Source organism: Dyella kyungheensis, from assembly GCF_016905005.1.
Taxonomy (GTDB): Bacteria; Pseudomonadota; Gammaproteobacteria; order Xanthomonadales; family Rhodanobacteraceae; genus Dyella; species Dyella kyungheensis.
Map to the genome: position 1 here is coordinate 17,646 of NZ_JADIKC010000010.1, position 12,863 is coordinate 30,508.

At 64.9% G+C, this 12,863-nt stretch carries 12 protein-coding genes; 7 read left to right on the forward strand and 5 right to left on the reverse strand.

From position 1 onward, the window contains the following. Positions 1-49: 49 nt before the first annotated feature. Positions 50-829 carry a polyphosphate kinase 2 gene (gene ppk2, locus ISP20_RS18725; protein ID WP_204637655.1) on the forward strand — a complete coding sequence of 260 codons (780 nt, stop codon included), beginning with the start codon at positions 50-52 and terminating at the stop codon, positions 827-829. A gap of 3 nt (positions 830-832) precedes the next feature. On the opposite strand, the gene ISP20_RS18730 is transcribed toward ppk2, so the two are convergent. Further along, entirely contained in the window at positions 833-1,333 is a 501-nt protein-coding gene (locus ISP20_RS18730) for a VOC family protein (protein ID WP_204637656.1), read from the reverse strand. Between the two features lie 234 nt (positions 1,334-1,567). On the opposite strand from ISP20_RS18730, the gene ISP20_RS18735 reads away from it, so the two are divergent. Beyond that, positions 1,568-4,402 (forward strand): EAL domain-containing protein, encoded by a 2,835-nt coding sequence (locus ISP20_RS18735; RefSeq protein WP_204637659.1) that lies wholly within the window; start codon positions 1,568-1,570, stop codon positions 4,400-4,402. Position 4,403: 1 nt separating this feature from the next. Here the strand turns inward: ISP20_RS18735 and yccX are convergent, their stop codons facing one another. From yccX to ISP20_RS18750, 3 genes are read right to left on the reverse strand one after another with little or no spacing between them, the layout of a single operon-like run. Then, positions 4,404-4,670, reverse strand: coding sequence for an acylphosphatase (gene yccX / locus ISP20_RS18740; protein ID WP_204637661.1), 267 nt, complete (start codon positions 4,668-4,670; stop codon positions 4,404-4,406). A 2-nt stretch (positions 4,671-4,672) separates the two neighbouring features. Continuing rightward, positions 4,673-5,152: a TlpA family protein disulfide reductase gene (locus tag ISP20_RS18745; protein WP_204637663.1), complete on the reverse strand. Its 480-nt coding sequence runs from the start codon at positions 5,150-5,152 to the stop codon at positions 4,673-4,675. Further along, positions 5,149-6,423 carry a YihY family inner membrane protein gene (locus ISP20_RS18750; RefSeq protein ID WP_204637664.1) on the reverse strand — a complete coding sequence of 425 codons (1,275 nt, stop codon included), beginning with the start codon at positions 6,421-6,423 and terminating at the stop codon, positions 5,149-5,151. The genes ISP20_RS18745 and ISP20_RS18750 overlap by 4 nt, the downstream gene beginning before the upstream one ends. 127 nt (positions 6,424-6,550) lie before the next feature. Here ISP20_RS18750 and wrbA point away from each other — a divergent pair, with 127 nt between their 5' ends. Continuing rightward, entirely contained in the window at positions 6,551-7,153 is a 603-nt protein-coding gene (gene wrbA / locus ISP20_RS18755) for an NAD(P)H:quinone oxidoreductase (RefSeq protein ID WP_204637665.1), read from the forward strand. Further along, complete coding sequence (locus ISP20_RS18760) at positions 7,150-7,494, forward strand: DUF2069 domain-containing protein (protein ID WP_204637666.1); 345 nt, start codon at positions 7,150-7,152, stop codon at positions 7,492-7,494. The genes wrbA and ISP20_RS18760 overlap by 4 nt, the downstream gene beginning before the upstream one ends. 730 nt (positions 7,495-8,224) lie before the next feature. On the opposite strand, the gene pdxR is transcribed toward ISP20_RS18760, so the two are convergent. Further along, a complete protein-coding gene (gene pdxR, locus ISP20_RS18765; RefSeq protein ID WP_204637667.1) occupies positions 8,225-9,697 on the reverse strand; it encodes a MocR-like pyridoxine biosynthesis transcription factor PdxR in 1,473 nt (490 codons plus the stop codon). Between the two features lie 101 nt (positions 9,698-9,798). Here pdxR and ISP20_RS18770 point away from each other — a divergent pair, with 101 nt between their 5' ends. The 3 genes from ISP20_RS18770 (at position 9,799) to ISP20_RS18780 (ending at position 12,731) form a co-directional block, all read left to right on the forward strand. Then, the gene (locus tag ISP20_RS18770) at positions 9,799-10,797 is read left to right on the forward strand and encodes a transporter family protein (RefSeq protein ID WP_204637668.1); all 999 of its coding nucleotides are present in this window, start codon (positions 9,799-9,801) and stop codon (positions 10,795-10,797) included. A 12-nt stretch (positions 10,798-10,809) separates the two neighbouring features. Continuing rightward, positions 10,810-11,571, forward strand: coding sequence for a class I SAM-dependent methyltransferase (locus ISP20_RS18775; protein ID WP_204637669.1), 762 nt, complete (start codon positions 10,810-10,812; stop codon positions 11,569-11,571). 161 nt (positions 11,572-11,732) lie between these two features. Beyond that, positions 11,733-12,731: an aldo/keto reductase gene (locus ISP20_RS18780; protein WP_204637670.1), complete on the forward strand. Its 999-nt coding sequence runs from the start codon at positions 11,733-11,735 to the stop codon at positions 12,729-12,731. Positions 12,732-12,863 lie beyond the last annotated feature (132 nt).

Here is a 12,863-nt window from a genome sequence, read left to right on the forward strand (position 1 = left end):
TGCCCCGTTTGCGGACAATGCCGAGGGGAGCCACCCAAGGAGGCCCAGCATGGGCAAGAAGAAAAAGACCTATCGCCACAGCATGGCCGAGCTCCAGCTGGAACTGGCTGGCCTGCATCGCTGGCTGCAGCGCAGCGGCCATCGGCTGGTGGTGATCTTCGAAGGGCGCGACGCGGCCGGCAAAGGCGGCACCATCAAGGCCATCACCGAGTCGATGGATACGCGCGGTTATCGCATCGCGGCGCTGTCCAAGCCCAACGACATCGAAACCACCCAGTGGTACTTCCAGCGCTACGTGGAGCATCTGCCCAGCGCGGGCGAAATCGTGCTGTTCGACCGCAGCTGGTACAACCGCGCGGTGATCGAACCGGCCATGGGTTTCTGCAGCAAGGCGCAATACAAGGCCTTCATATCGGCCGTGCCGGCGTTCGAGAAACTGCTTACCGACGACGGCATCATCCTGCTCAAGTACTGGCTCGCCGTGGACCAGGAAGAACAGGAGGAACGCTTCGACGAACGCGCCAAGGATCCGCTCAAGCGCTGGAAGCTCTCGCCCACCGACCTCGCCTCGCGCGACAAGTACGAGGAAATCGGCCACCTGCGCGACCTGATGATCGAACGCACCAGCCGGCCGCACGCGCCCTGGTTCGTGGTCGACTTCAACGACCAGAAGCGCGGGCGCATCAACCTGATCCGGCACCTGCTGGAACAAGTGCCGCGCAGCGAGGAAAGCATTCCCGAGCCCAAGCTGCCCAAGCTCAAGGGCAAGCCCAAGGCCGAACAGGTGACGCGCAAGGCGGAATGGGTGCCTGACAGCTTCGGCGAATAAGGATCACCCCGCAGCGGCGCGGCGCATCTCGTTCACATCGATCTTCTTCATGCCCATGATGGCCGCGTGGACGCGTTCCACGCTCGCCGCATCGCCGCTGGTGAGCATCGGGATCATTTCGTCCGGCACCACCTGCCACGACAGACCGAAGCGATCCTTCAGCCATCCGCACTGGCCGCTCTTGTCGGCGGCACCTTCGAGCAACCGTTCCCAGTAGTGGTCGATTTCTTCCTGCGAGCGGCAATGCACGACCAATGACAAAGCCTCGTTGAACTTGAACACCGGTCCGCCGTTCAACGCGGCGATGGCCTGGCCGTCGAGTTCGAAATCCACCGTCATCACGGAACCTTCCGCACGCCCGGAAGCGCTGGCGCTGGCGGCGGTGTAACGGGTGGTGGTGAGGATGCGGGAGTTGGGGAAGATCGATACGTAGAATTTCGCAGCCTCTTCGGCCTGGTGGTCGAACCAGAGGAACGGCGTGATGCGCTGGAATCGCGTGGACATGCGACATTCTCCTTGCGGTGATGGATCGACCGCCGGTCGGCGGGTGGTCGTCGGGCCGGGCCCTTCATGCAGACGACGAACGATGCCCGTCCGATTCGACAGCTCCGTTTACTCCCCTGCCCGTGCGGCAAAGGTCGATGTGCCGTGAAGCCACCGGCCCTGCTGGTTCAAGCTTTGTCCGCGCAGGCCGATAAGACGATGGCCTGAAATCCAGGCGCGCGTGGGAGTGCGTCTATGCCAGTCAAAGGCCGGGGGGCCGAACTGGTCAGTGGGGACAAAACGTCCGAGATCGTGATGCCGTTCGTGCTGGTCGTGGTGGTGATGATCGGGCTGTGCGTTGCCAGCCTGGACATACTTTCTGCGGCGCGCGCTTTCGTGGGCGGCGAAAGCCGCTGGTCCAAGGCACAGAAAATCGCCGTCTCGAGTCTGCAGCACTATCTCACCAGCAACGCCGAAGCGGATTACCAGCAATTTCTCGACGCCATCGCCGTGCCGCTGGGCCATCGAGCCGGCCGCATCGAACTCGATCGCGCCCAGCCGGACATGTCGGTGGTGACCGCGGGATTCCGCCGCGGTGGCACGGACGAGGCCGATATTCCGGGCATGGCCCGCCTGTACCGCTACTTTCACCACGTGGGCAGCATTCGTCGCGCGGTCGACGTGTGGGTCGAGGCCGATCGATCCATCGACGAGCTGATCGCACTCGGTACCGAGGCGCATCGCCGCATCAGCGCGGGCGAGCGCGATCGCGCCTGGAGGGCGTCGACCCGGGCGCAGCTGCGCGCCATCGATGAACGACTGACGCCGATGGAATATGCGTTCTCCGACGCGCTGGCTTCCGCGTCGCGCGAAACCGCCAACCTGTTGCGCGCGTGCCTGTGCCTGGCAGCGGCCACCATGGTACTGATCGCCACGCGACGCGTGCGCCGGCTGCTGGACGACCGTGTTCGCGTGACCCATGAATTGCGCGCCAGCGAAGACCGTTTTCAGCTGGCCGTGGCCGGCAGCAACGACGGCCTGTGGGATTGGGACCGTACGTCCGGCCATGTCTATCTTTCCCCCCGACTGCGCCAGATGCTCGGACTCAGTGCGGCGGACGATGGCGCCACCACGTCGGTGTTCCAACGCCTGCATCCGCAGGATCGTCGTCGCGTGATGCGTGCGGTGACGGCGCACGTGTGGCGCAATCATCCGCTGGATGTGGAATTTCGCGTACCGCAGCGCCATGGCGTGCCGCGCTGGTTCCATGCGCGCGGAGCCTCCTCGCGCGATGCCACCGGCACCTCGCGACGCATGGCCGGCTCCGTCACCGAGATCACCGAGCGGCGCCGGGCCGATGCCATGCTGTTCGCGGCGAAGGAGCGCGCCGAGGTCACGCTGCAGTCCATCGGCGATGCGGTGATCACCACGGATGCCACCGGCTGCATCGAATTCCTCAACCCGAGCGCCGAGCGCCTCACGCGCTGGAGCACCGAACGCGCGCGCGGCCGGCCGGTGGGCGCGATCTGCCATTTCGTGGCCGAGAGCAGCGGCGTTCCGATTGGCGATCCGGTGATGCAGGTGCTGGACGGCCAAACGGCCTGGAGCCAGCACGACAAACTCGTGCTGAGGCATCCGGAAGGCCCGGCGATTGCAATCGATCTCACGGCCACGCCGATTCGCGACCGCGCCGGCAACATGGATGGCGCGGTGCTGGTGATGCGCGATGTCAGCAGCGATCGCGAACACGCCGCGCAACTGAGCTACCAGGCCAGCCATGACGTGCTCACCGGGCTGATCAACCGGCGCGAGTTCGAACGCCGCCTCGCGCTCGCGGTGAAGGCCGCGGAAAGCAGTGGCCGGCCATTCACCGTGCTGTATCTGGACCTGGACCAGTTCAAGGTGGTCAACGACACCTGCAGCCACGCTGCCGGCGACGAACTGCTGCGCCAGATCGGCACCTTGTTCCTTGCCCAGGTGCGTGCCACGGATGCGGTGGCGCGATTGGGCGGCGACGAATTCGTGGTGCTGCTGGAAGACTGCGACGCGGATGCCGCGGTCCATGTCGCCGAGAGCCTGCGTGCCGCCATCGGCGACCTGCACTTCGCCTTCGGCGAGCGCAGCTTCGCCACCAGCGCCAGCATTGGCCTGGTCAGCCTGAGCGCGGATGAGCGATTGGCGCGCGAGGACATCCTCGGCGCCGCCGATGCCGCCTGCCACCTGGCCAAGGAGAAAGGCCGCAATCGCGTGCAGACCTATCATCTGGACGACGACGAAGTGGCCGTGCGCCAGATCGAGATGTGCTGGGTCAGTCGCATCCAGGCCGCGCTGGCAAGCAACCGCTTTGAACTGTACGAGCAGGACATCGTGGACCTGCGTCATCACATGCCTCAGCGGCACGTGGAGCTGCTGCTGCGCATGGTTGGCGAAGGTGGCGAACTGATCCCGCCGCGCGCCTTCATCCCTTCCGCCGAGCGCTACGGCCTGATGCCCTCGATCGATCGCTGGGTGGTGCAGTCGGCGTTCTCCGCGCTGCGCGAGGCGATGGATCGCGGCATGCCCGACATTCCGTCGCAATGCGCGATCAATCTCTCGGGCACCTCGCTATGCGAGAGCGGCTTCGCCGCTTTCCTGCGCCAGCAATTTGCCACGTTCGCCATTGCGCCCTCGTCGATCTGCTTCGAGATCACCGAGACGGCCGCGATTTCCAGTCTTTCGCGGGCCACTGCCTTCATCCACGAAATGCGTGCGCTGGGCTGCTATTTCTCGTTGGACGATTTCGGCGCCGGCATGTCCTCGTTCACCTATCTCAAGCACCTGCCGGTGGATTTCGTGAAGATCGAAGGCAGCTTCGTGAAGGACATGATCGACGACCCCATCGATTACGCGATGGTCGAGGCGATCAACAACCTCGGCCACGTCACCCGCAAACAGACCATCGCCGAATGCGTGGGTACGCCCGAACTGCTGGCGGCGGTGCACCGGCTGGGCATCGATTTTGCGCAGGGCTTCGTGCTCTCCGTGCCGCGGCCGTTCCTGCACGACGCGGGGGCATCCGCACCGCGCGCATCGGCGCCGTCCAGCGCCTGAATCAGTGCGTGCGGAAACCGACCAGTTCGATCTCTTCGCAGACCTCACGCAGCACTTCGTCAACGCGCGCGCCGGTCGGGCCTTGCCACAACCATCGTTCCAGTTTCTCGATGCACGGCGCGGCGCCGATGGCCATCACTTCGACGCGGCCATCGTCCAGATTCTTCGCATAGCCGGACAAGCCGAGCGCCATCGCCTGCTCGCGCGTGCTGGCGCGATAGAACACGCCCTGCACGCGACCTTTGACGAAGAAGCGCACGGCCGCCATGGCTATTTGCCCAGGCCGATGGCCTGGCCCAGCGAGCTTTCGTTGACGGTGCCGACGAAACGCTTGGCCACCTTGCCGTCCGGACCGATCAGCCAGGTCGTCGGCAGGCCGCGGGGTTCGTCGAAATCCTTCAGCGGCTTGTCCATCGTCACCTGCGCGATCGGATAGCTCACCGGATGTTTGGCAACGAACGCCTGGATGTCGGCCTTGTCGCTGTCGTCATACGCCAGGCCGATGGCACTGACCTTGTCCTTGTGCGCGCTGACGAACTTGGAGATGTCCGGCATTTCCTTGATGCACGGCACGCACCAGGTGGCCCAGTAATTGACGATCACCCACTTGCCGCGCTGCGAGGCCAGGTCGTACGGCTTGCCGTCGAGCGTGGTCAGTTTGATCGACGGCTGCTCGGGCATGGCGGCGTGCGCCACGCCGGCCAGGGCCAGCATGCCACCGATGACGGCGAGCGTTTTCAACAACTTCATCGCGATGTGTCCTTGGATAAATTCGATGCCGGTTGGCCCAGCGGATAAGCCTCATGCAGCGAGGTATGCAGCATGTCGTGCAGCGACTGCGCGGCCTCGTCGAGCAAGGCGAGCAGCGGGGCCGGCAGGCGCAGCTCGTGCACGCTGGCCTCCTGCGCCGGATGCAAGGGCACGCGGTAGCTGCAGTGAGCATACACGCGCATCAGGTCAGTACTGTCGAGACTGCGGGTGAGCAGCCAGCCGGCACCCGCTTCGCCGTCGATCAGTTTCGCCCGCTGCAGGTCGCCGAAATAATTCACGATCGATGCGCGATGCAACCGCGGCTCCCGCGCCCGCACGATATCCGGATTGAGCTTGCGCCCATCGCGCTGCGCTTCGATGAAATGGCCGAGCACCACCAGCAGGCCCAGCAGCGCAGCCTCCTCGGGAAGGAATTGCGAGGGCGGCAGGTAATCGAAGGCGGAAACCGCTGCCGCCACGGACGCGCAAAGAATCACGATCACCCACGAGAGATAGATCCACAGCAGGAAGATCGGCAGCGCCGCCAGCACGCCGTAGACCTGTTGATAGGTCTGTGCCTGGTGGATGAAGCGGGCGAAACCCCAGCGCGCCAGCTCGAACAGGATCGCCCCCATCAGGGCGCCGATGGCCGCGTTGCGCCAATGGATGCGGCGGTTGGGCACCACCATGTAGATCAGCATCAGCGTGAGGAAGGTGACGACGAACGGCAACACCGCCACCAATCGCGCCTTTAGGTTGAGCGTGTTCGCGGCATCGTTGAGCATGGGCAGCGCAGTGGCGACCGACGCCACCGCGATACCGCCCACGATCAGGATCGGGCCCAGCGTGAGCGCCGCCCAATAAAGCAGCAGTCGCGAGACCCAGCCGCGTTGGCGCTGCACGCGCCAGATACGGTTCATGCGGTCCTCGACACTGACCATCATGGACAGCGCGCTGAAGAACATCACCAGGATGCTGATGCCGGTGAGCTGGCTGGCGTTGTCGGCGAAGGCATCGAGGTATTTCTTCACGTACTCGCCCGCAGCGGGGACGAAGTTGGTGAACACGAAATCGATCAGCGTGCCGCGCGCGCCGGCAAAGGCCGGGAATGCGGCGAAGATGGCCAGCGAGGCCACGATCAACGGCACCAGCGAGACCAGCGTGGTGTAAGACAGCGCACCGGCCGTCTCGAAGCACTTGTCGTCGATGAACCGCTGCCACAGGAACCGGCGGAAGCTATGCAAGCGGTCGCGATCGAAACGCAAGGCCATGGTGACTCCTTTCGACGTCGAACGCCCCATGGTGACGCCATGCCTCATGCGCAGTCCGTGAACGGAGCGCCGACGGGGGCTTGAACGCCCGTTACACTAACCGATCGAGACACTCACGCCCAACGCCATGAGCCAAGACATCCTAGTCCTCTACTACAGCCGCTCCGGTCATACCGCCCAGCTAGCCCGGCTGATTGCACGCGGCGTGGAGGAAATTCCCGGCATGCGCGCCCGCTTGCGCCAGGTGCCGCCGGTGGCCCCCGTCACCGAAGTGGCGCAGCCGCCGGAGCCAGACGAAGGCGCTCCGTACGTCACGCGCGACGACCTCGCCGCATGCGCCGGCCTGGCTTTGGGCAGTCCCACCCGCTTCGGCAACATGGCCGCACCGCTGAAGTACTTCCTCGACTCCACCGGCGCGGAATGGGCCAGCGGCGTACTCGCCGGCAAACCCGCTGCCGTGTTCACCGCCACCAGCACCATGCATGGCGGCCAGGAATCCACCCTGCTCAGCATGGCCTTGCCCCTGCTCCATCACGGCATGCTGCTGGTGGGGCTGCCGTATACCGAGCCTGCACTCACCGCCACCCAGAGCGGCGGCACGCCGTACGGCGCCAGCCATGTCGCCGGGGCCAAGGGTGACAACGCGATCAGCGAACACGAACGCGACCTGGCCCGCGCCCTGGGCCGTCGCCTGGCGGATGTGGCGCGTCGCCTGGGCTCGGCCGCATGACGACGCCGGTGACTGCGAACTATCGCGTGGGTTTGCTCGCATGGGCGTTGCTGACTGTGCTGCAGCTGCTATGGCACGGATGGTTGTTCCCCGCGCAAAGCATGTCGCCGATGCTGGTGCTTGCGCTCACGGTGGTGCCGCTATTGCTGCCTCTGTTTGCTCTGCGCGATGTGCGGCGTGCGCTGTTGTGGGTGGGCATTCTCAGCCTGTTCTACTTCTGCCATGGGGTGAGCGAGGCTTGGAGTGCGCCTGGGGAGCGTTGGTTGGCGTGGCTGGAGATTGGGTTGACGTTGACGTTGATTGGGGTGTTAGGGGCTGGGGTGAAGCGGCGGCGCGCCTGAAGGCGGCATAGGTTTGTACCGCTCGACCGAAGTTTTATCGCGACCTGGCTCGCCTGCCGCGGGCTTCCGTCCTCCTGCCGGAGGCCGGGTCACTTTCTCTTGCTTGCCCAAGAGAAAGTAACCAAAGAGAAGGGCCCCCCGGATGACGCGCCTTCCGGGCTTCGCCCTCCAGGTGCGCGGGTGGGTTGCGGGGTTTTTCGACAGGGCATCCTGCCCTGGCGAAAAACTGGCCCGCATCCATGCGGGCCACCCTTCGGGCTTTCCTCCACCCACCCGCCGCGTCATACGGGGTCCCCTGAGAGCCAAGAGCCAAGAGCAAATAGCCAAGCTCGACTTGGCGATGCTTTCGCGAGCACCCGCCCCTCACCCCGGCCCTCTCCCCGCAGGGGAGAGGGAGAAGTGACGCGCACCGCAAAGGGCGATGCGAAGCGAGCCTCCGCTTTAAGTCCTCAGCGATTCGGGCGCGTTGCGCAGCGCATTGAAGTACCCCTGGGGTATCCTCCCATGGAGATCCGGTGGGACGCGCCTCGAGCGTTCGCGCTTGGATTCAACACGATGCTGCCAGCTTTAAAGGCCATTTCTTTGGGTTACTTTTCTTTGGGCCAGCAAAGAAAAGTGACTCGAGCGGCGGCAGCCGATCGAAACGCCCGCTGCGTAGGCGGCCCGGTCGCGGTATCGCGACAATCACAGCGCATCGAAACTGGATTCCGGCCTGCGCCGGAATGACGAGCTAGAAACACTCCGCCAACCTACGCACCCCCTCATCGATCTGCAGCAAATTCGCCCCGCCATAACCCAGGATCAACCCACCCCTCTGCGGCGGCTCGATGTAACACGGCGTCAACGGCCGCACCGAGACCCCCTTGGTCGCCGCCTTCCGCGACACCGCCACATCGTCCACCCCATGCGGCAACAACCCGGCCAACTGCATGCCGGCCTCCGTGCCAATCACCTGCAGGCGCTCACCCAAATACTTCCGGATCGCATCGTGCACCGCCACGCGGCGCTCCATGTACAGCGTGCGCATGCTGCGGATATGCCGCGCGAAATGGCCTTCGCGGATGAATTCGGTCATCGCCGATTGGTAAAGCATCGACGAGAACGTATCGATCGCATCGCGCCCGGCCTGGAAATCGGCGACGAGGTCGGGCGGCACCACGGCGTAGCCGAGTCGCAGCGCGGGAAACATCACCTTGCTGAAGGTGCCCAGATAGATCACCCGCTCGTGCGTATCCGTGCCTTGCAGCGACGACAGTGGGCGGCTGCCGAAGCGGTACTCGCTGTCGTAGTCGTCTTCGATGATCCAGGCGTCGTTGTGTGCGGCCCAGTGCAACAGCTGCATGCGCCGCGATGCGCTCATCGCCATGCCCAGCGGGAACTGGTGCGATGGCGAGATGTATACCGCCCGTGCGCCGGCACCGACGCGTGCGCCGTGGGCCACGTCGATACCTTCCGCATCCACGGGTACCGGCACCAGTTCGGCGCCGGCCGTGCGCAAGGCCTGGTGTGCGCCGGAGTAACCCGGATCCTCCATCCAGACGCGCTCGCCGGGATCCAGCAGCACGTGCGCGCAGATCTGCAGCGCCTGCTGCGAGCCGGTGGTGATGAGGATCTGCGACGCATCGCAGCGCACCGCGCGGGACGCGCCGAGGTATTCGGCAATGGCTTCGCGCAGCGGCAGGTGCCCCATGGGATCGCCGTAGCCCATCGCTTCCAGCGACAGATGTCGCGCGTGCCGGCTCACCAGCTTCGACCACAGAGCCGTCGGAAACGCATCCAGCGCCGGCAGGCCCACGCGGAACGCGCCCATGTTGGCCAGCCAGGTCGGCTCCGGCGTATGCATCTGCGCGGCCCGCAGCGAGGTGCGGCGTGACCCGCCGCGTGCCGCCGGTTGCAGACGCGGTGCCTTGCTGCGCTCCATGGTCATGTCCGAGGGGATCGCCCTGGCCACGCAGGTGCCCGCGCCGGTGAAGGTTTCCAGGAATCCTTCGGCCTGCAGTTGCTCGTAGGCGCCCAGCACCGGAATGCGCGAGATGCCCAGCTCGTTGGCCAGGCTGCGAGTGGAAGGTACGCGCTGCCCCGGCCTCAGCTGGCCGCTGCTGATGGCGCGGCGGAACCAGTCCGACAACTGCTGGTACATCGGCGAATCGCTGCCCATGTCCATGGCCACAGGGGGCAGGAACCCGGCGGGAATGCGCTGCATGGCGATGGCTCCAAAGTGGTCATATCCAATTTGCGTTAAGTGGCTATTTCCGCCAACCACTTGCGGGCATAGCTTGCGCTCGTCTGCCCGAGCCATCAACCATGAAGCGACACCTGCCCTCACCGCTGCTCGACCCACGCTTTTTCGTGCTGTGCCTGGCGCTGCTGTTGAGCCTGCCGGTCAGCTGCGAGCGCGCCTATGCGCAGGACGAATCCTCGGCCGCCGAAGTGCCGCAGACCCGTGACAACGCCTGGTGGACCGGCCCGATGATGGCCAACTCGGCCGAGACCCTGCCGCCCGGCCACATACTGCTGGAACCCTATCTCTACGACGTCACCAGCCGCGGCATGGACAGCTTCGGCTCGCGCACGTACATGAACTACGGCGTGGCCAACAACTTCACCATGGGCATCATCCCGGTGTTCGGCTACAACCGCGTCAGCGGCGCGCCGAACAGCAATGGCGTGCAGGTCGGCGACATCACGTTGCAGGCGCAATACCGGCTGCGGCAATTCCACGAAGGCAGCTGGCTGCCCACGGTAGCGATCCAGCTGCAGGAAACGTTCCCTACCGGAAAATACGACCGCCTCGGCAATCGTCCCGCCGATGGCATCGGCAGCGGCGCGTACACCACCATGGTGGCGCTCAACACGCAGACCTATCTGTGGATGCCGAACGGCCGCATCCTGCGCGTGCGCTTCAATGTCTCCTATTCGTTTTCGTCCAGCACGGACGTGCACGGCGTAAGCGTCTACGGCACCGACGCAGGTTTCCGCGGCCATGCGCGCCCGGGCGACAACACCTTTGCCAATGCCTCGTTCGAGTACAGCCTCACGCGCAACTGGGTGCTGGCGCTGGATGTGCTCTACAACCACAACAGCAGCACGCATGTCGGCGGCCAGGAATATGCGAACGGCGATCCGTTCCCGCCCGATACGCCGCTGGGCGCGCGCTCCAATCGTTACATCGGCTTCGCGCCGGCCGTGGAATACAATTGGTCGCCGAACATCGGCCTGCTGCTGGGCGTGCGTGTCATTCCTTCGGGCAACCGCACCACCTCGTCCGTCACGCCAGCGATCGCTCTCAACTACGTGCATTGAGGAAGTGACGACATGAAGCGCTTGTGCCTGCTCGCTGTTGCTGCATTGCTTACTGTCACCGCGGCGTCGGCTGCACCGCCGACGCATCCGCTGCCCAGCTTCGTCGGGCTCGCGATTGCCGACAAGAACCGTCCCGAGGAAGACCGCGCGCTCGACGCGCAACGCAAACCGGCCGAGGTACTCCGCTTCAGCGGCATCAAACCCGGTGACATCGTCGTGGACCTGATGCCCGGCAAGGGCTATTACACGCGCCTGTTCAGCCGCATGGTCGGCAGCAAGGGCAAGGTCTACGCCTTGCAGCCTGCCGAGATGGACAAGATCGCGCCGAAGGGCCTGGAAAGCGTGCGCGGTTTTGCCGGCAAGGAGGGCTACGCCAATGTCACGGTGCTGGTGGAACCGGTGAACGAACTGAAGCTGCCCGAGCCGGTGGATGTGATCTGGACGTCGCAGAACTACCACGACCTGCACGATCCCTTCATGGGCTCGCCCGACATGGCCAAGCTCGACAAGAGCCTGTTCGATGCGCTGAAGCCTGGCGGCACGCTGATCGTGCTCGATCACGCCGCCGCCGATGGCACGGGCGTGAGCAAGACGAACGATTTGCATCGCATCGATCCTGCCGCGGTGAAAAGCGAACTCACTGCCGTGGGTTTCCAGTTCGACAGCGAAAGCGACGCGTTGCGCAATCCTGCCGACGATCACAGCAAGGGCATCCGCGATCCCTCCGTCAAGGGCAACACGGATCGCTTCATCTACAAGTTCCGCAAACCCTGAGGCTAAGAGCCTGTTCACGATCTCCGGCGCATCACCGTCCCCCTACTGCGCGCCTTCATTCGAACGACGAAGGCGCGCAGTGGCGCTGGCCTAGGCGCTGGGCCGAGCTGAAAGCATACTGATCTCCTCCCGCATGCCGCGGTCCCCCCTGGAGATTCCCCGTGCAACATCGTCAACTTGGCGCCACCGGTCCCCGCGTTTCCGCCCTTGGTCTTGGCTGCATGGGCATGTCCGGCATGTATGGCCCGTCGGACCGCGCCGAAAGCGTCGCCACCATCCACGCTGCGCTCGATGCCCGCATCGACCTGCTCGACACCGGCGACTTCTATGGCATGGGCCATAACGAAATGCTGATCGGCGAGGCGCTGAAGAACGTGCCTCGCGACAAGGTTCTGATCAGCGTGAAATTTGGCGCCTTGCGCGATCCGGGCAATGGCTGGGGCGGCAATGACACGCGCCCGGCCTCGGTGAAGAATTTCCTCGGCTACACGTTGCAGCGCCTGGGCGTGGACCATATCGACGTCTATCGCCCCGCCCGGCTGGACCCCAACGTGCCGATCGAAGACACCATCGGCGCCATCGCCGACATGGTGAAGGCAGGCTATGTGCGCCATATCGGCTTGTCGGAAGTGGGCCCGGAAACGATTCGCCGTGCTGCTGCCGTTCATCCGATCGCGGATCTGCAGATCGAATACTCGCTGATCTCGCGCGGCATCGAAGACGCCATCCTGCCCACCTGTCGCGAACTGGGCATCGGCATTACAGCCTACGGCGTGCTGTCGCGTGGACTGATCAGCGGGCATTGGGACAAGGACAGCGCGCGCAAGGGCGATTTCCGCGCCATGAGCCCGCGCTTCCAGGCCGGCAATGTCGATCACAATCTCGCGCTGGTGGAGGCCTTGCGCGGCATCGCCGCGCGGAAACAGGTGTCTGTCGCCCAGCTCGCCATCGCGTGGGTCGCGGCGCAGGGTGAGGACATCGTGCCGCTGGTGGGTGCACGTCGCCGCGACCGCCTGCAGGAAGCGCTGGGATCGCTCGATGTGTCGCTGAGTGCGGACGACCTGGCCACCATCGAGGCCGCCGTGCCAAAGGGTGCGGCAGCCGGCGATCGTTATGCAGCGGCGCAGATGGCGCACCTGGATAGCGAACGCCCGCACTGAGGATTTTTGTGGGAGCGCACCCTGTGCGCGACTCAATCTTGCGCTGAGGCCAGGCCCGTCGCGCGCAGGGTGCGCTCCCACAGAGGAATCCGAACCGAATCGCCACCGGCCTATACTCGTTTCACCGATCCG

Excerpts from the sequence above, each read along its gene's own strand:
- ISP20_RS18730 (WP_204637656.1), bottom strand. The coding sequence starts at position 1,333 with ATGTCCACGCGATTCCAGCGCATCACGCCGTTCCTCTGGTTCGACCAC.
- ISP20_RS18770 (WP_204637668.1), top strand. The coding sequence starts at position 9,799 with ATGAAGCGACACCTGCCCTCACCGCTGCTCGACCCACGCTTTTTCGTG.
- wrbA (WP_204637665.1), top strand. The coding sequence starts at position 6,551 with ATGAGCCAAGACATCCTAGTCCTCTACTACAGCCGCTCCGGTCATACC.
- ISP20_RS18760 (WP_204637666.1), top strand. The coding sequence starts at position 7,150 with ATGACGACGCCGGTGACTGCGAACTATCGCGTGGGTTTGCTCGCATGG.
- ppk2 (WP_204637655.1), top strand. The coding sequence starts at position 50 with ATGGGCAAGAAGAAAAAGACCTATCGCCACAGCATGGCCGAGCTCCAG.
- ISP20_RS18735 (WP_204637659.1), top strand. The coding sequence starts at position 1,568 with ATGCCAGTCAAAGGCCGGGGGGCCGAACTGGTCAGTGGGGACAAAACG.
- yccX (WP_204637661.1), bottom strand. The coding sequence starts at position 4,670 with ATGGCGGCCGTGCGCTTCTTCGTCAAAGGTCGCGTGCAGGGCGTGTTC.
- ISP20_RS18745 (WP_204637663.1), bottom strand. The coding sequence starts at position 5,152 with ATGAAGTTGTTGAAAACGCTCGCCGTCATCGGTGGCATGCTGGCCCTG.
- ISP20_RS18775 (WP_204637669.1), top strand. The coding sequence starts at position 10,810 with ATGAAGCGCTTGTGCCTGCTCGCTGTTGCTGCATTGCTTACTGTCACC.
- pdxR (WP_204637667.1), bottom strand. The coding sequence starts at position 9,697 with ATGCAGCGCATTCCCGCCGGGTTCCTGCCCCCTGTGGCCATGGACATG.
- ISP20_RS18750 (WP_204637664.1), bottom strand. The coding sequence starts at position 6,423 with ATGGCCTTGCGTTTCGATCGCGACCGCTTGCATAGCTTCCGCCGGTTC.